Source organism: Cryobacterium roopkundense, assembly GCF_014200405.1.
In the GTDB taxonomy this organism is placed as follows: domain Bacteria; phylum Actinomycetota; class Actinomycetes; order Actinomycetales; family Microbacteriaceae; genus Cryobacterium; species Cryobacterium roopkundense.
This window is the reverse complement of record NZ_JACHBQ010000001.1, coordinates 2,166,151-2,186,513: the sequence shown is the minus strand read 5'-3', so window position 1 is coordinate 2,186,513 and position 20,363 is coordinate 2,166,151. Positions and strand designations below refer to the sequence as shown.

Genomic DNA, 20,363 nt, shown 5'->3' with positions numbered 1-20,363 from the left:
GTGGAGCACAGCCCTGCCGCCCTAGACTCGTAGCACGCCCACAGACGTGGACGTGGAAGGGCGCCCATGCGCATGCCAGCATCCGTTCGCCGTCACCGGTTGTTCGCCGGGATCGCCGTCGTCTTACTGGCCATACCCCTCGCGGGCTGCACGGCCGGTGCGGGCGAACCCAGCCCCACGGCCACCGACACCGCATCGCCGTCCGCATCGGCTACCGCAACGCCTCCGCCGCCGCCAGCACTGCAGCCGGAACTGAGCGCGAGCGCTAACCTCGGCTACTTCGATTCGATTGCGAATGCGGTTGCTGCCACGAATCCGGCCGACGGGCGCGCGTACATTGACGCCTTGGTGGCGGGCGGGTTCGACAAGTCCGCCATGCAGCTCACGTTCGATCGCACGCACGTGGACCTCGCTGCCGACTTCGTGCAATTCTCCGTGCAGTTCAACGGGGAGTGCCTCATCGGGCAGTACGGGCCGGCTTCAGGTGGTTATCACAGCATGGTCGCCCCGATACTGGGCTCCGGAACGTGTCTTCTGAGTGTCACGCGCCAAATAGACTGGTAAACACTATGGCCGAATTTATTTACTCAATGGTCCGCGCTCGAAAGGCGATCGGAGAGAAGCTCATTCTCGACGACGTCACCATGTCGTTCTTCCCCGGCGCCAAGATTGGCGTGGTGGGACCTAACGGTGCCGGAAAATCCACAATCCTCAAGATCATGGCGGGCCTCGACACCCCCAGCAACGGAGAGGCGCGCCTGTCTCCGGGATACAGCGTGGGCATCCTGATGCAGGAGCCCCAGCTCGACGAGAGCAAGACTGTTCTCGAGAACGTGCAGGAGGGCGTCGGCCCGATCAAGGACAAGGTCGACCGCTTCAACGAGATCAGCCTCGCGCTCGGAGAGCCCGATGCTGACTTCGACAGCCTGCTCGAAGAGATGGGCCACCTGCAGGAGGCCATCGACGCCGCCGACGCCTGGGACCTCGACTCCCAGCTCGAGCAGGCGATGGACGCCCTGCGCACGCCGCCGGGGGACGCATCCGTTGCCAACCTCTCCGGTGGAGAGAAGCGCCGCGTGGCGCTGTGCAAACTGCTGCTGCAGAAGCCCGACCTGTTGCTGCTCGACGAACCAACTAACCACCTCGATGCCGAAAGCGTTCTGTGGCTCGAGCAGCACCTCGCCAAGTACACGGGTGCCGTTCTCGCCGTGACTCACGACAGGTACTTTCTCGACCACGTGGCCGAGTGGATCGCCGAAATCGACCGCGGCCACCTCTACCCGTACGAGGGTAACTACTCGACGTACCTGGAGAAGAAGCAGGAGCGTCTGCTCGTCCAAGGCAAGAAGGACGCCAAGCTGTCTCGCCGTCTCGCCGACGAACTCGAGTGGGTGCGCTCCAACGCCAAGGGTCGTCAGGTGAAGTCGAAGGCTCGCCTGGCCCGCTACGAAGAAATGGCCGCGGCGGCCGAGAGCACGCGCAAGCTCGACTTCGAAGAAATCCAGATCCCCGTCGGGCCACGGCTCGGCGCCCAGGTGATCGACGCCAAGAAGCTCAAGAAGGGGTTCGACGGCCGCGTGCTGATCGACAACTTGAGCTTCACCCTGCCGCGCAACGGCATCGTGGGAATCATCGGCCCGAACGGTGTAGGTAAGACCACACTGTTCAAGACCATCGTGGGCAAGGAGCCGCTCGACAGCGGCGATCTGAAGATCGGTGACACCGTCAACATCTCGTACGTCGATCAGGACCGCGGGGGCATCGACCCGAACAAGACCCTGTGGGAGGTCGTCTCCGACGGCCAGGACTACATTCAGGTGGGCAAGACCGAGATCCCCTCGCGCGCGTATGTCTCCACATTTGGGTTCAAGGGGCCCGACCAGCAGAAGAAGGCCGGTGTGCTGTCCGGTGGAGAGCGCAACCGTCTCAACCTTGCTTTGACGCTCAAGCAGGGCGGCAACCTGCTGCTCCTCGATGAGCCCACTAACGACCTGGATGTGGAAACGCTGGGATCGCTCGAGAACGCGCTCCTGGAGTTCCCCGGCTGCGCCGTGGTCATCACACACGACCGGTGGTTCCTGGACCGCGTCGCCACGCACATCCTCTCCTACGAAGGCACCGACGAGGATCCCTCCAACTGGTACTGGTTCGAGGGCAACTTCGAGTCGTACGAGCAGAACAAGATCGAGCGCTTGGGCCCGGATGCGGCCAAGCCGCACCGTTCCGCCTATCGCAAGCTCACGCGCGACTAGATCGGGAGCGCCGGTGAAACTGCACGTCCCGATTCGGCTGCGCTGGTCGGACCTGGATGCGTACGGTCACGTCAACAACGCGGAGATGCTGCGCCTGCTCGAAGAGGCCCGCATCATCGCGTTCTGGGTGAACGACGACACGGGTTCGACAGCCGTCGGAGCGAGCACCGCGGTTTTGGACGGCCGCCCCGGCGCGGCGACGCTCACGCTGATCGGGCGCCAGGAAATCGAGTACCTGGCGCCGATCCCGTACCTGCGCGACCCGATCGACGTGCGACTCTGGATCGGCAAGCTCGGGGGAGCAAGCCTCGACGTGTGCTACGAGGTGTGGAGCCCGGCGGGAAACGGCGAAGAGAAGTTGTACGCCCGCGCCAACACCACGATTGTGCTCGTGGATGCCGCGAGCGAGCGTCCGCGGCGCATCAACGATGTGGAGCGTGCGGCCTGGACGCCGTACCTCGACGCACCGATCGTCTTCGCGCGCCGTTGACGGTGCACGCCCACGAGAGGGCGTGCCGCTAGGCCGACATGACGGATGTCCCGGCCACGGTCACCTCAACTGGCGACAGCGCGCTCGTGGCCGGGCCCTCGAGCACCTCGCCGGTCGCGGCATCGAAGCGGGAACCGTGGCACGGGCAATCGAGTTCCTTCTCCTGGGGCGCCACGATGCAGCCCTGATGCGGGCAGACCGCGCTGAAGGCCTTCACCGTGCCCGATTCGGGTTGCGATAGCACCACCTGCTTGCCGGCCAGCATCACGACGATCGATCCACCCACGGGAATGTCCGCAAGCTGGGCGATCTCGGTGGGCGGCTCATTCGACGTCGTAGTGTCTGTCGACGGCCCTGTGCTGCACCCGACGAGGGCGACCGTGGCCGCCGCCGCCGCGCCTGCACCACCCCAGACGATCACGGAACGACGGCTCAGATTGCGCGCAGGAGTCATAGTGAATTCTTACTCCTCATTGCTGGGAACACGGAGCATGCCTTCCTGGGCAACCGTCGCCAGCAATAGGCCGTCCCGACTGAAGATGCTGCCAGTGGAGAGACCGCGCCCGCCCTGGGCGGAGGGGGAATCCTGCACGTACAGCACCCACTCGTCGACCCGCCCGAACCGATGCCACCACATTGCGTGATCCAGGCTCGCGACCTTGAGCCCCGGAGTCGACCAGGCCGTGCCGTGGCGGCGCAGCACGGGCTCCATGATTGAGTAGTCGCTCGCGTAGGCGAGCGCCGCGCGGTGCAGGTCCGGGTCATCGGGCAGTTTGCCGAACGTTTTCATCCACACAGCCTGCCGAGAGGTGTGTTCACCCTTTACCGTCAGATAGATCGGCGATGGCACATGACGCATGTCGAAGGGACGTTCACTGGCCCAGTAGCGGGCAACGGAATGGTCGATGTGTCGGAGGGCGTCGGCGGCGGTCGGGAGGGACTCCGGATCCGGAATATCCGTCGGCATCTGGATGTGGTGTTCGAGTCCTTCGTCTTCGTCCTGGAAGGAAGCGATCATCGACAGAATCGGAAGTCCGTTCTGGTAGCACTGCGTACGCCGGGTTGAGAACGACCGCCCGTCGTGGATTCGCTCCACCGAGAACGTGATGGGGTGGTTCACGTCGCCGGGACGCAGAAAGTAGCCGTGCATGGAGTGCACGTGGCGATCATCGGGCACCGTGCGCATGGCAGCCACTAAGGACTGCGCCAGCACCTGTCCACCGAAAACGCGGCCAAGCGGCATCCACTGCGACGGTCCCGTGAAGATGTCCTCGTTTGTGCGGGCGCCCGTGTCCGTGAGATCCAGCGCGGCCAGCAGGCCTTCCATGGGCTTCTGCAAGGGGGCCTCCTCAGGCGTGCGCCGCGAGGCGGTCATGGGTTTAGTCGGACCTTGCTAGTTTAGGAGGAGATGAGCCAGCAATTTTCTCTCCCGGATTCCCTGTCCCTCGACGACCTCCAAGTCTTTTTGTCCCGTGCGATGCGTGTCGATGACGGTTCCGTTCGGCTGATCGTGTCCGGTTCGGTACTAATGGTCTACACGGCCGTGCTTTACCCGAAGGGCCTGCTCGACTCGAGCGCGACAGTTCTCGGCCTGCGCACCTTTGCGCTTGCCGCACCTACCTCCGGCGGTACCCCCCTCGACGTCGTCGTTACCGTGCGGTCGCTTCTCGACCGCGTCGCCCGGTTGTCCTCCACTGTTGCCGATCGGTCGGCCCCTGTTGTCGTGGCCGTGCCGATCGAAACCGGTCGCGCGTCCTGGGCCGGAATCTCGCCACCGAAGAGCGGCTGGCAGTCGCAGGGTGAAGCGGATGCCGCGGCCCTCGTTGCCGCCGCGCGCGCCGGAATCGACGAGGTCGCGTCCGTCATCCCTGCCGGCACAGGGGAGCAGATCGTGCACCGGGTGCGCTCCGAGGTCTGGGGCCGACCGGTCGACGGAGCAGGCGTCGTGCCGGCGGGCGCGGCGTTTGCCGCCTTCAGCCTCGGATTTCTTCCCGAGACGGAACCGGTGCGGCTGTTTTCCGTCGGGCCCTGGACCCGGCTGAGCACGAGTCGCGGGCACATTCTCGTGCGCCGTCAGACCTCACTCGGCTGAGGCCCGGCGGCCAGCAGCGCGGCCCAGATGTCGGCGCGGGCCGGAAACGAGGAGAGGTCTCGCCCGAGAAGTTGCTCCGCCTGGCGCATATGACTGCGCATTGTGTGTCGATGAATCCCCAAGGCCGCAGCCGCCGCGGCGTACTCCGCGTTGTGCTCCAGCCACACCCTCATCGTGCCGAGAAGATCGGTGCCATGCGCGGCGTCGAATCGCGTGATCGGAGTGAGAGTCGCGCGGCCCACGTCGCGGGCATCAGTTCGGGCCAGAAACGCCAGAACACCCTGCCTGGAGATGAGGTCGAATTCCACGACGGCGGGCGGCCCCTCATTCGCTCGCTCGAGCGCACGCAGCGCCTGGCTGAGCGCGGACGGCAGAGTTCCGTAGTCGCTGGGGTCTGACAAACCGATGTGCACGCCGAAGGATGCGACAAGTTCGTGCAGCACCGGCTCCCCAGTGCGATCGAGACACAGGGACACTCGCCCGTTGTGGTGAGCGAAGAAGAGCCTCCCCGGTTGGTCCTCCGCTCGAATCTCCAGGAACTCGGTGATCGTGTCGAGTCGTTCCGGGGGAGCGTCAATGACCGCAATGCGCACGAGTCCTCCGGGTAGTGGGCCCCACATCTCGGCCGAGATGCTGGCCACGAGATCGGTGTCTCCGTTGAGCAGGCTGTGCCAGAGGCCCGCTCTCAGGTGCCTGCGCGCGCGGTCCAGGGCATTGTTCTGCTCGAGCGCCAGCCCGGCGAGCGCGATCACGCTGGTGACAACACCCTGTCCGGCCTGGTCAAGCTGGCTGGCCCCACCGAGGGCGAGCACCCCGCGCAGTTGATCTCGTCGGCCAAGGGTCTGAAGCGTGAGGGTATCCTCGCCGATGGGGATCGTGACGCTTGACCGCTGGCCCCGGCGCAGCAGGCTCGTCGCCTCGGCGGCAACGGTGGGGAACGAGGCAGCGGATGCGCCGGCAAACGCGTCGCGAGGGAACACCCTGGTGAGCGTGCCGCTCGCGTCAAACAACGCAACCCAGTGATTGAGTTGGCGGGAGAGCTCACTCAGCGTGGCGCTCAGCCCGTCGGGGCGGAGGGCCGCGAGCGAAATTGCACGCTGAGCGCTCAGCGCCCAGATATTGCGGGCATAACGGTCCTCTGCGATCAGATCCCCTGCCGTGCGAGCGACCGCGATGAAGGGTGTGGCGTAGGGAACTTCCACCAAGGGGAGGCCCTCGGCGAGGCAAGCGGCCACGAGCGGCTCTGGCGTACCGTCGCGGATGACCTCCGTACCGAACCCGAGCCCCACCAGCCCGTGGGCGGCGAGCCTGTGTGCGTACTCGCGGTAGGCGGCATCCTCGGTTGTGTCGGAGGCGAATTGGGTGCCGGTCGTGAGCAGCATTTGGCCCGCCGAGAGAAACGGAGTCGGGTCGAGCAGGTCGGAGCTGTGTACCCACTCGACGACCCGGTCGACCGTGCCGGCAGGGAGCTGCCCATCCGGGGTGAGGAGTGTGAGGGCGAGATCGGGTCGCCCCAGCAGACGGCGCAGGGTGGGAAGCACGGCGGCCCTTCATCGGACGAGCGCACGGTGTACGCGATGGTGAATATTAGTGCTCAGACTATACGTCACGGCCCGCCCTGCCCAGCGGCCCGCGGCCTAACCTGAGCGCATTGGCGTCGTGGCCGGGAGTGCCACGCGTTACCGGTCTACCGCTAGGAGCTGCCATGACAACCGTTGACCTTCCCCGTGTTTCTGACACCGACGCACCGCTCGGCGGCCCGTCCCTGGCCCAGGTACGTCGCCTCGTCACCGCCATTCCCGGACCGAAATCCCAGGCGCTGAGCGCGCGCAAGACCGCGGCCGTGTCGGCCGGCGTCGGTGTGGCCCTCCCGGCCTACATCGTGGCCGCTGGCGGTGGTGTGCTCATCGACGCCGACGGAAACTCCCTCATCGACCTCGGATCCGGCATCGCCGTCACCGGCGTCGGAAACAGTGCTCCGCGGGTTGTGGCCGCTGTGGCGGCCCAGCTGGCCCAGTTCACCCATACGTGTTTCACGGTGTCTCCCTACGACTCCTACATCGAGGTCGCGGAGGCACTCAACCGCCTCACGCCCGGCGACCACCTGAAGCGCACGGCACTGTTCAACTCCGGCGCTGAGGCCGTGGAGAACGCGGTCAAGTTCGCCCGGGCCTTCACCGGCAAGCAGGCCGTCGTCGCCTTCGACCACGCCTACCACGGTCGCACCACGCTCACCATGGCGCTCACCGCCAAGAACATTCCGTACAAGGATGGTTTCGGGCCTTTCGCCCCGGAGGTCTACCGGGCGCCGATGTCGTACCCCTACCGCGACGGCGGACTCAGTGGCGTGGAAGCCGCCAAGCGGGCGATCCTGCAGATGGAGAAGCAGGTCGGCGGGGGCAACATGGCCGCCATCATCCTCGAGCCCATCCAGGGCGAGGGCGGCTTCATCGTGCCGGCCCCCGGCTTTCTACCTACCCTCGTGGACTGGTGCCGCGCCAACAATGTGGTGTTCATCGCCGATGAGGTTCAGACCGGCTTCGCCCGCACGGGCGACATGTTCGCGAGCAATCACGAGGGCATCGTGCCAGACCTGATCGTGCTCGCCAAGGGAATCGCCGGAGGGCTCCCGCTCTCCGCCGTCACGGGACGCGCCGACATCATGGATGCCCCGCAGCCCGGAGGCATCGGCGGAACGTATGGCGGCAACCCGCTCGCTTGCGCTGCGGCGCTCGCTACGATCGAGAGCTACGAGAGCGACAATCTCGTGGGCCGTGCCCGCGAGATCGGCGCGATCATGACGGAGTGCCTCGGAGCCCTCCAGCTCGCCGACGCCAGAGTCGGGGACGTGCGCGGACGCGGCGCAATGATGGCCATCGAACTGGTCGACCCCTCCACCGGGGAACCGGACGCCCAGCTCACCGGCCGAGTCGCGGCGGCGGCCCATGCCCGGGGCGTCGTCGTGCTGACCTGCGGTACCTACGGCAACGTCATCCGCTTCCTGCCGCCCTTGAGTATTCCGGACCACCTGCTGCTCGAAGGTCTGCAGGTCGTCACCGACGCCCTGGGTGCACTGTGATCGGCGTGACGACCCGCTCCGCCCGCGAGGCGGAACTGCTGGCCCGCGTACCCGCCGGCCTCTACATCGATGGTGTCTGGGAGCAGGGGAGTGGTGACCTGCTGGACGTGATCGATCCGGCCACCGGAGACGTGCTCACGAGCATCGCCGACGCGAGCCCGGCGGATGGCATGCGCGCGCTCGATGCCGCAGTTGCGGCGGCCGAGAAGTGGGCGGGCACTCCCGCCCGAGTGCGCGGAGAGATCCTGCGGCGCGCCTTCGACTTGCTGCAGGAACGCCGCAACGACTTCGCCCTGTTGATGACGCTCGAAATGGGAAAGCCCCTCGCTGAAGCCAACGGCGAGGTCACCTACGGCGGCGAATTCCTGCGCTGGTTCGGCGAAGAGGCCGTGCGCATCTCCGGCCGCTACGGGCACACGCCGGAGGGCACCGGAACCATGGTGGTCACCCAGCGACCCGTTGGCCCATGCTTCCTGATCACACCGTGGAACTTTCCTCTCGCCATGGCCACGCGGAAGATCGCTCCGGCACTCGCCGCGGGCTGCACCGTCGTGGTGAAACCCGCCGAGCTCACTCCGCTCACCACGCTGCTCTTCGTGCAGCTGCTCGAAGACGCCGGGGTGCCGGCCGGGGTGGTGAACGTGATTACGACGTCGAACTCCCAGGCCGTTTCGGCTCCCATCATCGCGGACCCGCGCCTGCGCAAGTTAAGTTTCACCGGGTCGACGGCCGTGGGCCGAAAGCTCATCGCTCAGTCGGCAGAGGGAGTGCTCCGAACCTCGATGGAGCTCGGCGGCAACGCGCCGTTCCTGGTCTTCGCCGATGCCGATCTCGACCTCGCCATCGAGGGGGCGATGCTCGCCAAATTTCGAAACATGGGGCAGGCCTGCACAGCCGCCAACCGCTTCATCGTGCACGAGTCGGTGGCGGAAGAGTTCGCCCAGCGACTCACCGATCGGGTGGCCGCGCTGCGCGTGGGCCGAGGCACAGAGACCGGCGTGAACATCGGGCCGCTCATCAACGAGACGGCGGTGCGCAACACGCAGGCCCTCGTGCAGGATGCCCTCGACCGTGGAGCCGTGCTCCGCGCCGGCGGTTCTCGCCCGCAGGGTGTCGGGTCGTTCTTCGAGCCGACTGTGCTCAGCAACCTCAGCTCGCAGAGTGCCCTGCTCAGCCAGGAGATCTTCGGTCCGGTGCTGGGTATCATCACGTTCGCCGACGAGGCCGAAGCTGTGCGGATGGCCAACGCGACTGAGTACGGGCTCATCAGCTATGTATTCACACAAGACCTCAAGCGCGGCCAGCGTATGATCGACCAGCTGGACACCGGAATGATGGGGCTCAACACGGGGCTTGTGTCCAACGCGGCGGCACCCTTCGGAGGCGTCAAGCAGTCGGGTCTCGGCCGCGAAGGCGGGCTCGAGGGCATCCATGAATACCTGTCCACCAAGTACACGCTCATCCCACAGGAGAAATCATGACAAAGATCGAACGCGACGTCGTCATCATCGGTGCCGGCGCATCCGGACTCACCGCAGCGAGTGACCTCGTGGCCGCCGGGCTCACAGTGGCCGTGCTTGAAGCCCGCGATCGGGTCGGCGGCCGCCTGTGGACCGACGACGTTGACGGTGCCATGCTCGAGATCGGCGGCCAGTGGGTGTCGCCGGACCAGACCGCGCTCAAGGACACGCTGGCGCAACTCGGGCTCGCAACCTACCCGCGGTACCGCGAGGGGAAGAGCATCTATGTGAACAAAGCCGGGGCCGTGACACGCTTCGAAGGCGAAATCTTTCCGGTGCCCGCAGCGACGGAGCTGGCCATCGTGACGCTCATCGAAAAGCTCGACGTTCTCGTGGCGGAGATGGACCCCGACCGTCCGTGGGAGCACCCGCGCGCGGCCGAGCTGGACGCAGTGTCGTTCAGCGCCTGGCTCGAAGCCGAGACAGACGATCAGGAGGCCCGCGACAACATCGGCATGTTCATCGCCGGTGCCATGCTCACCAAGCCTGCGCACGCCTTCTCCACCCTGCAAGCGCTGCACATGGCCGCAAGCGCCGGGTCGTTCAGTAACCTCGTCGACGCCGATTTCATCCTCGACGAACGCGTGGTCGGCGGCCTGCAGCAGGTGCCGCTACTTCTCGCCGAGCGGCTCGGGGCGGATGTGCACCTCGGGCAGCCGGTGCGCAGCATCCGATCGAACGATGAGGGCGTCGTGGCCGTGACCGACGACCTTGAGGTGCATGCCCGGTTCGTTATCGTGGCGGTTCCGCCCGTGCTGATCAGCCGGATCAGCTTCGACCCGCCCCTGCCGCGCCGTCAGCACCAACTGCACCAGCACCTGTCGATGGGTTTCGTCATCAAGGTGCACGCCGTCTACGAGACGCCGTTTTGGCGCGCTGACGGCCTCTCCGGCACCGCATTCAGCCCGTACGAGCTGGTGCACGAGGCCTACGACAACACCAACTTCGAAGACCCCAGGGGAACTCTGGTCGGCTTCGTGTCTGACGAAAACGCCGACGGTGTCTTCGCCCTCACAGCCCAGGAGCGCAAGACGCGCATTCTCGAGTCACTTTCTCATTACTACGGGGAGCAGGCAATGAACCCCGTCGTGTATTACGAGAGCGACTGGGGCACCGAGGAATGGACCAGGGGCGCCTACGCTGCGAGCTTCGACCTCGGCGGCCTCGCGCGTTACGGCGCCGACCTGCGCACTCCCGTCGGGCCGATCTCCTTCGCGTGCAGCGACATGGCGGGAAAGGGCTTCCAACACGTCGATGGAGCCATCCGCGTGGGCCAGGAGACCGCCGCCGTCATCGTGGCGCAGACGGCGCCGCTGACCTAGCTCTCGTCAGGCACGTGCACGACAGAAGGGCCCCGCGCTGCGGGGCCCTTCTCGTTGCCGATTAGCGCTACTCGTCGAAGGTGTTGACCATTGCGTGGGCGGCCCGCTCGAGGTAGTCCCAGAGTGTCTCACGCTGCAGCGGTGGCAGCTCCGCGAGGTCTACGGCCACGCGCATGTGGCCGAGCCAGCGGTCGCGTGCATCCGGGTTCACCTTGAAGGGCTGGTGGCGCTGCCGCAGTCGCGGGTGGCCGCGCTGTTCGCTGTACGTGCCGGGGCCGCCCCAGAACTGCTCCAGGAACATCACCAGGCGATGCTCGGCCGGGCCAAGGTCTTCTTCCGGGTACATTGGCTTGAGCACGGGGTCGGTGGCGACGCCCCGATAGAACTCGTGAACGAGCTTCTCGAAAAAGACCCGCCCCCCGACCTCGTCATAGAACGTCCGGATGACCGCGGCGCCGTTCTCGCCGTCGCGGAGGTGAACTCCTGCTGCGTCGTTAGTCATCGTTGCTGTCCTGACTTCGTGTCTGGGGATCTGGTGCGGTATGTGCCGTGGGGAGGGGTTTCGCGGGTGCGCGGGGTGGCGCCTTGGCCGGCGGCTTCGGAACCGGCTGGGTCACGGGCTTTTCAGCAAGCGTGCCCTTGGGCTTGCGCGGGGCGCGCGGGCCACGCTTGACGGGCACCGGTGCGGTGCGTACGTCGGCGACAGCGTCCGGAACAGCGGCGGCGGCCTCCTCGGCGGCGTCGACAGTGTTGGCGTCCGGAACGATCGAGGCGTCGATCGCGCCGTCGGACCCTGTCATGATCACGCTGTTGAGCGGGGTGAGGGAGATCCCCACCCCGTCGAGGGCCTTCTTCATGTGCAGGCGCAGGTCACGGGCGAAGTCCCACTTGGCCGAGACCCGGGTCTTAACGACGAGGCGGGTGACAAGGGCCTCGGCCGAGATGGACTCGAGGCCCCAGATCTCAGGCTTCTCCAGAATGAACGCGCGCCACTTGCGGCTCGAGGCCAGGGCCGTCGCCACCCGCAGAAGCTCGGTCTGCACGGCCTCCACGTCGGAGGAGTAGGGGATGGCGAGGTCGATGATGACCCGTGCCCAGCCCTGAGACATGTTGCCCACGCGCAGGATTTCCCCGTTGCGCACGAACCAGAGGGTGCCGTCCACGTCACGTACCTGGGTGATACGGATGCCGACTGTCTCCACGACACCGGACGCGAATCCCACGTCGACAATGTCGCCCACGCCGATCTGGTCCTCCACCACCATGAACAGCCCGTTGAGGATGTCCTTCACGATGTTCTGGGCGCCGAAACCGAGGCCGGCACCGAGCGCGGCCGTGAGCAGGGCAAAAGAACCGAGAATGTCAGGGTTGAGCGTGGTGACGATGAGCAGCATCGACACGATGAGGAGGAAGACGTTGACGATGTTGGTCAGCACGGCGCCGAGGGTTCGGGATCGCTGCACCACCCGTACGGCCGCGAGCGGCGATACGTTGAGCGCCTGGGTATCGTCGACCTTCTGGTTCTTCTTGACCCCGGAGACGATTTGTTGCACCACGCGGTCGATCACGCGGGTGAGGACCCAGCGCAGCACGAGCGCGAGCAGGATGATTCCCACGATGGCGATGGACTTCTGCCAGATGCTTGCCCATGGTTCGGTTGCAAAGAAGCTGGCCACACCGGCCCAGAAAGTATCCCAATTCATAGTGAGGCCAGTCTACGCAGACGTACCCTCCACAAAGCCTGAGGCCCCCGTGGGCGCTCACTGGGAGCGTTCACGAGGGCCTCAGGCCTGCTGCCGGGAGTTACTCGGCGTCGCGCGCCTGCACGGCGAGCGAGCGCTCCACGCCGGCGAGGTTCTCCACCACGAGGCGGCGCAGGGCGGCCGGTTCGGCGTTCGCGTCGAGCCACGCCCGGGTCGCATCGGCGAGCGCCTGGCTGTTGAGCGGTGAGGGGTACAGGCCGATCACGAGCTTCTCGCCGATGGAGAAGCTGCGTGCTTCCCATACCGACTGCAGCATGTCGAAGTACTTCGCCTCGAACGGCGCGAGAAGCGACGCGTCGTTCACGCGCAGGAAACCGGCCGACGTAGTGCGCACGATGGTGGTCGCGGCCGTGTCCACGTCGATGAGCGACGACCACGCGGCCTGCTTCGCCTCTGCGGTGGGAATCGCGGCTCGAGCGAGAGCCGCCGACTGGGCGCCCGTCGCCGTGTTGTCGTTTGCGAGCGCCTCATCGATCTCGGTCGTTTCTGCGCGGCCACCCGCCACGAGGGCGGTGAGCAGCTCCCACGCGAGGTCGGTGTCGACGGTGAGGCCGTCGAGAACCGTCGTGCCCGAGTGAAGGCCTGCGACGGTGTCGAGCTGCGCGGGTGTCTGGGCAACGGATGCGAAGAACTTCACGAACTGGAACTGGGCATCGCTGCCGGCCGTGGCGCCCTGGGCGAGTGCCCACAGCGCATCCCCGACCTCGGTGACGACGGCGGCACGGTGCGGCTCTGCCACGTAGTACGACGCGGTGAGCACGACCTGGCCGAGCACCGTGCGCAGGGTGGTCGACTCGGTTTCGGTGGCCACGTTGTTCAGCACGAGGCGCACAAAGTCGCGGGCGCTGGTTTCGGCGTCGCGGGTGGCGTCCCAGACGGAGCCCCACACGAGTGCCCGGGCGAGCGGGCTTTCGATCGCGGCGAGGTGTTCGAGGGCAACGGTCTGCGAGGCGTCGTCGAGACGGATCTTCGCGTAGGTCAGGTCGTCGTCGTTGAGCAGCACGAGATCGGGACGGGCCTGACCGACCAGCTCGGCAACATCCGTTCGAGCGCCGTCAACGTCGAGCTCGACACGGTGGGTACGTACGAGCTTCGACGCGGCATCGAGGTTGTAGAACCCGATCGCGAGGCGGTGCGGGCGAATGGTGGGGTAGTCGGCGGCCGCGGTTTGCAGCACGGCGAAGCCGGTGATGATGCCCGCGTCGTCCACGGTGATCTCGGGGCGCAGAGTGTTCACGCCGGAGGTCTCGAGCCACAGGCCCGCCCAGCCGCTGAGGTCGCGGCCGCTGGCGGTCTCGAGCTCGACGAGCAGGTCACGCAGCTCGGTGTTGCCCCACTGGTGCTTCTGGAAGTACGAGGCGACGCCGGCGAAGAAGGCCTCAATGCCCACCCAGGCGGCAAGCTGCTTCAGTACAGAGCCGCCCTTGGCGTAGGTGATGCCGTCGAAGTTCACGAGCACGTCGTCGAGGTCTCGGATCGTGGCGACCACGGGGTGTGTGGAGGGAAGCTGGTCCTGCTTGTAGGCCCAGCTCTTCTCCATCACCGCGAACGTTGTCCAGGCTTCGGTCCACTCGGTGGCCTCTGCGGTGGCGATCGTTGACGCCCACTCGGCGAAGCTCTCATTGAGCCACAGGTCGTTCCACCAGGTCATGGTGACGAGGTCGCCGAACCACATGTGCGCGAGCTCGTGCAAAATGGTGACGACGCGACGTTCCTTGATGGCGTCGGTCACCTTGGAGCGGAAGATATAGGTCTCGGTGAATGTGACCGCGCCAGCGTTCTCCATCGCGCCCGCATTGAACTCCGGCACGAACATCTGGTCGTATTTGTCGAACGGGTACGGGTAGCCGAATTTCTCTTCAAAGTAGGCGAAGCCCTGAACCGTCTTCTCAAAGATGTAGTCGGCGTCGAGGTACTCGAAGAGGCTCTTGCGGCTGAACAGGCCGAGGGGAATGACGCGGCCGTCGCTCGACGTGAGCTCACTGCGCGTCACGGCGTACGGCCCGGCCACGAGGGCCGTGATGTAGCTCGAAATCGTGTGGGTGGGCTCGAATGCCCACGTCTTGTTGCCGTTTTCGGCATCCGTCGGCTCGGGCGTCGTGGAGTTGGAGATGACCTGCCAGGCGCCGGGTGCGGTGACCGTGAACTTAAACGTGGCCTTCAGGTTCGGCTGCTCGAAAACCGTGAAAACGCGCCGGGAGTCGGGCACCTCGAACTGGCTGTAGAGGTAGACCTCATTGTCCACAGGGTCGACGAAGCGGTGCAGGCCCTCGCCGGTGTTCGTGTAAATGGCGTCGGCCACAACCGTGAGCTCGTTCTCGGCGGCGAGATCGGACAGCTGAATGCGGATGCCGTCGCTCACGGCTGCCGGGTCGAGGGAGACGCCGTTGAGGGTCACGCTGTGTACTGTGTGCGTGATCGCATCGATGAAGGTGGAGGCACCGGCGGTGGCGGCGAACTTCACGGTCGTGGTGCTCGCGAAGAGTTCCGGGCCGGTTGTGAGGTCGAGGGTCACGTCGTAGCTGTGGACGGTGACAAGCGCTGCGCGCTCCTGGGCCTCGACGCGGGTGAGGTTTTCTCCTGGCAACAGGTTCTCCATTTCGGTTTCACGATTGTGAGGCGCTCGTGGCGCCATTGCACGAACGACCAGCCTATCCGTGATTACGCTGGTGCCATGAGAAGCAGCACCGATCCGAAAGCATCAACTTCTGAGCGCTACCGCCAGTTTGCGGAGGTGGAGGCCACCGGCATGAGTGCCTGCTACGAGGCGTGGGCTCTGGGTGTCGCGGGCGACCCGACTGTTATCGGCCTGATCGACAGCCTGCCGGCACCCAAGCGGCAACCGAACCTCGTTCTCAGCGCGGCCCGATTCTGCGGCGCCGAGGTGGGGGACTACCCGGCGTTCGCAACCTGGCTCGCCGCGAACTGGGCCAGAGTCGAAGAGACGTGCCTGTCGCACGCGACCCAGACCAACGAGGCCGCGCGCTGCGCTGTTTTGCTCCCGGCCCTCGCTCAGCTCCAGGGGCCGCTCGCGCTCATCGAGGTGGGCGCATCCGCTGGCCTCTGCCTGCATCCCGACAGTTACAGCTATCGCTACGTCTTTGCCGCGGGTCCCGTGAAGCGGATGCTGCACCCAGCGGCAGGCCAGAGCCCCGTCGTTCTTGAGTGTGAGGCGTCGGGCCCGGTTCCGCTGCCCGCTGCACTACCGGAGGTGGTGTGGCGCGCCGGCATCGATCTGAATCCACTCGATGTGACTCGGCAGCACGACGTGGATTGGCTTACCGCGCTGATCTGGCCGGAACACGCGGACAGGCGGGAGCGCCTCCTTGCCGCGGTTAAAGTGGCCAGAGGTGAGCCGGTGCGGATCGTGCGCGGTGACCTGAACGAGCAGGTGACAGCGCTCGTCGCCCAGGCGCCAGCAGAGGCAACAGTTGTGGTGTTCCACACGGCCGTGCTCGCGTACCTCGACGAGCTGGAGCGCGGTCGGTTTGCCGAAACTATGGCCGGTCTGCCGGCGCGATGGCTGTCGAACGAGGGGCAGGGGGTCGTGCCCGGCGTGCTGGAACGCCTGACCGAACCGCCCGTCGCGAGGTCTGACTTCGTGCTGGCCCTCGACGGCACACCCGTGGCCTTCACGCAGCCGCACGGCCGTAGCATCCACTGGCTCACCCCTGCGCCCCACTGATCCGTAGCTACCCCCTTTCCGCCGGTCACCCCGCCTTTCCGAAGTTCCCCTCCTTCCCGCAGGTCACGCCCCCCTTTCCGCCGGTCACCCCGCCTTCCCGCCGGTCACCCCGCCTTCCCGCAGTTCCCCTCCTTCCCGCAGGTCACGCGTCCTTCTCGCCGGTCGCCCCACTCCGTTGGTCACCCGCTTCCACTGGTCGCCCCTTTCGCTGGTCGAGCAGCGGGCCCGCTTTTGGCCCGCGCCCGTCGAGACCCCGCGAGCCATTCCCCGGACTGCGGAAGCAAGAATCACCTTCGAATAAGTTATACACAACTGTGAGTATTTATCGAATCTGTCTCCCCCTTACGATTTCAGTGAGATGCCCATATCTAAGTGGCGCATGACCGTCTGCAATGGAGCAATCGCTATCTCACTGAAATCGTAAAGGGGATCTGTCTCTGGTTCGTGGGATAATAATGCTATGGAGAACAACGATGAAGTTCCTCCTTTGGAGGACGCCGCGGGTAGTAACCCGCCCGAACCAGTCGACCAGACCCTCGCCGTCTTGGCGGAGGAAAAGGCCGTCGCCGACGACACTCAAACCCTGCTCCTCGACGCAATCCTCAGCTTCGATCGGATGGTCTGTTTCGCCCAGGCCGCTCGAGCCGAAGTGATCGACAAGCTCCGGCAGTGGACCGACGCCACGGCCGAGGCTGGACTCCCCCTCACCGCGCGGGGACGACGCGACACCGAGTGGTCGCCGCAGAAAGCCGCCCACGAAGGCCTCGTCGCTGAGCTGGCCGCCCTGCTGAAACTGCCCAGCGGTGTCGCCCGAAACCTGATGTTCGAAAGCGACCTGCTGCAACACCGGCTCCCCGCCACCCGAGATGCCCTCCGCCGCGGTGACATCAGCTACCGCCACGCCGAGGTAGTAATGGAGAACGCCGTCTCCCTGCCACCGGAGGCCTGGAAGGCCTTCGAAGACGAGGCCCTGACCAACAGTGAAACCCTCACCGTCCCGCAACTGCGGAGGAAGGCCGTGAAGGTGCGGGAGTTCACTCACCCGGAGTCCATCGCTATCCGGCACCAGAAGGCCCTCGCTGACCGGAACTTCTGGGTCGGCCCAGGTCGTGACGGTATGGGGTACCTGGAGATGACGCTGAGCAACGAAGATGCGGCCGCCATCGCGGACCGGGTCGAATCTTTGGCGAAGAACCTGAAGGTGCACGACGAAGCTCGCACCCTCGCGCAGCTTCGCACCGACGCCGCCACGGACCTGCTCCTGAAAGGAGTGACAGAGACCGGGCTCGGTGCCGGCGTCCGCGCGAGCGTGTTCGTCACCGTCCCCGTTCTCACCCTGCTGGGTCAGAGCGAGGAACCCGGCACCCTGGAAGGGTTCGGGCCGATCGACGCGGAGACCGCCCGGCGCCTCGCCGGAACGGCCACCAGCTTCACTCGTATCCTCGTTCACCCGGAGACCGGAGCGGTTCTCTCCTTCGGACGCACGAAGTACAAGGTCCCGGACGACCTGAAGAACTGGCTGCGACTACGCGACGGGGTCTCGACAGGCTCGACCACCGGGGGACCCGGGTGCAACCGACGAGCCGCCGCCTGCGACATTGATCACACCATCGCCTGGGAACACGGCGGAGAAACCGTCTTCTCGAATCTCTCCAGCCTGTGCCGCCCGAGCCACCGGGGCAAACACGAAACAGGATGGTCAGTGGCCCAGGGCGACAACGGAACCCTCCAGTGGACCAGCCCGGCGGGCAGGCACTACGCCACCCACCCCGAAACCCGCATCCGACCGACCATCCCCCTGATGGAACCGGCACCACCCGCGAAGCCACTCACCTACGCAGACCCGTGGAGCATTCCCGTCGCCGAAACCAAGGACTGCGCGCTGTAGCTGTAGCTTTCGGGACCGGGATAAATCTGCCAGGGTCGTCATCGCTGCCCACGTTGCCAATCCGCGATTCCGCTAGTCGGTGTCCCTGCTCAGCGGCCGGTACACCGCCAGCGCGTGGATGATCCAAATGTCGAACGCGACGATCGTGATCGCCCAGAACGGAGCCCAAGGAATAAAGACGAAATTCAGGATCGCCGAGATGGACACGAGGATGATCCCGGTGACCCGTGCCCACGTTTGACCCACGATAACGGCGAAACCGGCGAGGAGTACGAGAATGCCGAATGAGAGGTGCACCCAGCCCCACGTTGTGCCACTGATGTCGTAGTAGTTGGCGACGGGACGAAAGATGTTGCCGTTGAAAATGCCGGCGAGACCCTCGAGAGCCCAAAAGAAGCCGCCGATGATCATGAGAGTTTTGGCGAACAGCGCGCCGCCGACCCCACGCATGGTGTCAGTCTCAGTCAATTGAGTTGAAGTCATCTCACTACTCCCTCTTTCAGGAGCCCTCGGTGCCTAGACCGGATGTGGCTCAGCCGGGCAGTGACGCGTAATACTATGAGTTCGCATTCTGTGCCAGCCCTCGTTTGGCGGGTAGGCAGGTAATCACCGAGCTCCCTCGCGGGACTGCCCAGTTCGGGCTTTTTGCCACCCATGTCAAAGGATTCGGCTGCTGAGCGACTGCTTGCCCACACCTTCACTCCTCCCTCGCAGTTCTGCGCTGAAACGTCGGAGTGGTGAGCAGCGCTTCCTGCTCGATAGGGTGAGGGATGCTCTTCAGCTTTGAAAGCTTCCACATCGATGGCGTCCCGGTCGGCGCCATAGTCCGGGAGCTGTCTGATCGCACCCTGACAACGGTCACCTGCTTTCAGGTTCCTGGTGGCGCTCTCGTGCACAACGAGAGCCACATCGAGTTCGACCAGGACGCGTTCGGTTGGACATCATCCTCTTACGTGGAACACGGTGAGGACGTCAGGGTTGATATTGCTCGTGACAATCGCTTTGCGCGAGATTGCGTGCCCAGTTACGCCGAGTGGATGGTGATCCGCCGCATGCTTATCGACGGGCAGGCTCACCAGAGCTTCACGACCTTCGACGACGGCGATTTCGAGGCGCATCCGCAGGCGGCCGAACTCAGCATCTCGTCTCGGCCCGAAACCGTCGACAAGTCTGGAAGCCCTCTACCGACCGCTGGCCGCATCGTCTTGAAGGTGAATGGCGAAGTCCGAAATCGGCATTGGTTTGTCGGGACATCCCTCGTGGCCTCCGACTGGAATGGTGCCCGGTCTTATCCCGAGACGACTCTGGCTCATTCGCTCACGGGCCTCGACAGCACGGTCAGAGCGATCCTTCGGCGCGCTTCTGTGTGAAACCTGGAGCGAGGAGGGAACCGAGGACCACGCGATGGGACAGGTCTGAGAGATGCAGAACGGCGAGGTGCTCACGTTCGACTGGTGTGAACCAGCCTGGCCTTGCCCCGGCTGTGTCGCCGTCATCACGGGCGTTGCTGCCAAGATCCGGCCAGTTGCGTGGATCAGCCGTGATCTGTCTCAGTGGCCTTCTCTGCTGCGGGGCACTGCCCGGGTTAGGGGACTTGCCGGTGATTGGTGTGCACTGATCGCGTGTGATTCCGACGTAAGGGTAGATCAGGGATTTCTGCTGATGCGTGCGAGTTCGTTCTTGAGAATCTCGGTTGCCCAGGTGCTGTCGTTGTCGGGCGGTTCCATGAGGAGATGAATGGCAAGGCCATCGAGAACGGCGTGGAGATGGCGCGCGGTCTCTACCAGTGCGGGGTCGCTGGGTCTGCAGGCCAACTTCTCGGTCAGTCGAAGGCAGGCGTTCCCCAGTTCTTGGTAGGCGCGATTCCTGATGGCAACGAGTTGCGGCAGCGCGGGGCTTTCCGCGATCAGCGCGATATTGACCTCGAGTTCCGCGCGACTATCAGCGGTAAGAGGCAGGAAGTTCTTGAGGACCTCGAGCGCATACTTCGCTGGGTCCGAGCCTTCGCGAACAGTGAGAACACGATCGGTGGCGCGCTGCACCATGAGCTCGGCGGAGAACTGCAGGAGTTCAGTCCGGGTCGGGAAAACATGACGTAACGAGCCCACCACAACGCCGGCCTCGTTCGCGACAGCGCGGACGGAGACGGCGCTGATTCCCCGGTCAAGGATGACCTGCCACACCGCCTGAGCGAGCTGCACTTTGCGAGCGTCCCGGTAGGTTTCTCTCGACATGATCCGAAATTAGCACGACTGTGCTAATTTCATCTGAG

Annotated in this window: 18 protein-coding genes; 10 read left to right on the top strand and 8 right to left on the bottom strand. The window is 65.2% G+C overall.

Translation table 11 applies throughout. The annotated features are described in order from the left end of the window. Window positions 1–66: 66 nt before the first annotated feature. The 3 genes from BJ997_RS10255 to BJ997_RS10245 are packed head-to-tail and all read left to right on the top strand — an operon-like array spanning window position 67 to window position 2,742. Window positions 67–564, top strand: a complete 498-nt coding sequence (locus tag BJ997_RS10255) for a DUF6993 domain-containing protein (protein WP_236628961.1) — start codon at window positions 67–69, stop codon at window positions 562–564. A 5-nt stretch (window positions 565–569) separates the two neighbouring features. After that, window positions 570–2,252 carry an energy-dependent translational throttle protein EttA gene (ettA, locus tag BJ997_RS10250; RefSeq protein ID WP_035836786.1) on the top strand — a complete coding sequence of 561 codons (1,683 nt, stop codon included), beginning with the start codon at window positions 570–572 and terminating at the stop codon, window positions 2,250–2,252. Window positions 2,253–2,265: 13 nt separating this feature from the next. Next, a complete protein-coding gene (locus BJ997_RS10245) occupies window positions 2,266–2,742 on the top strand; it encodes an acyl-CoA thioesterase (RefSeq protein WP_035836787.1) in 477 nt (158 codons plus the stop codon). Window positions 2,743–2,770: 28 nt separating this feature from the next. On the opposite strand, the gene BJ997_RS10240 is transcribed toward BJ997_RS10245, so the two are convergent. Then, window positions 2,771–3,196 carry a Rieske (2Fe-2S) protein gene (locus BJ997_RS10240; protein WP_035836788.1) on the bottom strand — a complete coding sequence of 142 codons (426 nt, stop codon included), beginning with the start codon at window positions 3,194–3,196 and terminating at the stop codon, window positions 2,771–2,773. A gap of 9 nt (window positions 3,197–3,205) precedes the next feature. Further along, entirely contained in the window at window positions 3,206–4,117 is a 912-nt protein-coding gene (locus tag BJ997_RS10235) for an acyl-CoA thioesterase (protein ID WP_183323430.1), read from the bottom strand. Window positions 4,118–4,150: 33 nt separating this feature from the next. On the opposite strand from BJ997_RS10235, the gene BJ997_RS10230 reads away from it, so the two are divergent. Continuing rightward, window positions 4,151–4,834: a DUF8185 domain-containing protein gene (locus BJ997_RS10230; protein ID WP_035836790.1), complete on the top strand. Its 684-nt coding sequence runs from the start codon at window positions 4,151–4,153 to the stop codon at window positions 4,832–4,834. Here the strand turns inward: BJ997_RS10230 and BJ997_RS10225 are convergent. Further along, complete coding sequence (locus BJ997_RS10225) at window positions 4,816–6,375, bottom strand: PucR family transcriptional regulator (protein ID WP_035836791.1); 1,560 nt, start codon at window positions 6,373–6,375, stop codon at window positions 4,816–4,818. The two genes, BJ997_RS10230 and BJ997_RS10225, sit on opposite strands and share 19 nt — an antisense overlap. Window positions 6,376–6,539: 164 nt before the next feature. Between BJ997_RS10225 and gabT the strand changes: the two genes are divergently transcribed. The 3 genes from gabT to BJ997_RS10210 are packed head-to-tail and all read left to right on the top strand — an operon-like array spanning window position 6,540 to window position 10,755. Beyond that, a complete protein-coding gene (gabT, locus tag BJ997_RS10220; protein ID WP_035836792.1) occupies window positions 6,540–7,913 on the top strand; it encodes a 4-aminobutyrate--2-oxoglutarate transaminase in 1,374 nt (457 codons plus the stop codon). Beyond that, on the top strand, window positions 7,910–9,394 hold the full coding sequence (locus BJ997_RS10215; RefSeq protein ID WP_420827179.1) for an NAD-dependent succinate-semialdehyde dehydrogenase: 1,485 nt from the start codon (window positions 7,910–7,912) through the stop codon (window positions 9,392–9,394). The genes gabT and BJ997_RS10215 overlap by 4 nt, the downstream gene beginning before the upstream one ends. Continuing rightward, a complete protein-coding gene (locus BJ997_RS10210) occupies window positions 9,391–10,755 on the top strand; it encodes a flavin monoamine oxidase family protein (RefSeq protein ID WP_035836216.1) in 1,365 nt (454 codons plus the stop codon). The genes BJ997_RS10215 and BJ997_RS10210 overlap by 4 nt, the downstream gene beginning before the upstream one ends. Window positions 10,756–10,822: 67 nt before the next feature. On the opposite strand, the gene BJ997_RS10205 is transcribed toward BJ997_RS10210, so the two are convergent. From BJ997_RS10205 to pepN, 3 genes are all read right to left on the bottom strand, one after another. After that, on the bottom strand, window positions 10,823–11,257 hold the full coding sequence (locus BJ997_RS10205) for a globin (RefSeq protein ID WP_084141152.1): 435 nt from the start codon (window positions 11,255–11,257) through the stop codon (window positions 10,823–10,825). After that, window positions 11,250–12,458 carry a mechanosensitive ion channel family protein gene (locus BJ997_RS10200; RefSeq protein ID WP_084141153.1) on the bottom strand — a complete coding sequence of 403 codons (1,209 nt, stop codon included), beginning with the start codon at window positions 12,456–12,458 and terminating at the stop codon, window positions 11,250–11,252. Before BJ997_RS10200 ends, BJ997_RS10205 begins: the two co-directional genes overlap by 8 nt. Window positions 12,459–12,558: 100 nt before the next feature. After that, entirely contained in the window at window positions 12,559–15,105 is a 2,547-nt protein-coding gene (pepN, locus tag BJ997_RS10195; RefSeq protein ID WP_035836250.1) for an aminopeptidase N, read from the bottom strand. 87 nt (window positions 15,106–15,192) lie between these two features. Here pepN and BJ997_RS10190 point away from each other — a divergent pair, with 87 nt between their 5' ends. Next, on the top strand, window positions 15,193–16,203 hold the full coding sequence (locus BJ997_RS10190) for a DUF2332 domain-containing protein (RefSeq protein WP_035836217.1): 1,011 nt from the start codon (window positions 15,193–15,195) through the stop codon (window positions 16,201–16,203). 460 nt (window positions 16,204–16,663) lie between these two features. Continuing rightward, complete coding sequence (locus BJ997_RS10185; RefSeq protein ID WP_052542143.1) at window positions 16,664–18,091, top strand: HNH endonuclease signature motif containing protein; 1,428 nt, start codon at window positions 16,664–16,666, stop codon at window positions 18,089–18,091. Window positions 18,092–18,163: 72 nt separating this feature from the next. Here BJ997_RS10185 and BJ997_RS10180 read toward each other — a convergent pair whose 3' ends face one another. Beyond that, the gene (locus BJ997_RS10180) at window positions 18,164–18,574 is read right to left on the bottom strand and encodes a DUF7144 family membrane protein (protein WP_152602135.1); all 411 of its coding nucleotides are present in this window, start codon (window positions 18,572–18,574) and stop codon (window positions 18,164–18,166) included. Between the two features lie 287 nt (window positions 18,575–18,861). Between BJ997_RS10180 and BJ997_RS10175 the strand changes: the two genes are divergently transcribed. Then, window positions 18,862–19,461: a hypothetical protein gene (locus tag BJ997_RS10175; RefSeq protein ID WP_035836218.1), complete on the top strand. Its 600-nt coding sequence runs from the start codon at window positions 18,862–18,864 to the stop codon at window positions 19,459–19,461. A gap of 276 nt (window positions 19,462–19,737) precedes the next feature. Here the strand turns inward: BJ997_RS10175 and BJ997_RS10170 are convergent, their stop codons facing one another. Then, entirely contained in the window at window positions 19,738–20,325 is a 588-nt protein-coding gene (locus tag BJ997_RS10170; protein WP_035836219.1) for a TetR/AcrR family transcriptional regulator, read from the bottom strand. Window positions 20,326–20,363 lie beyond the last annotated feature (38 nt).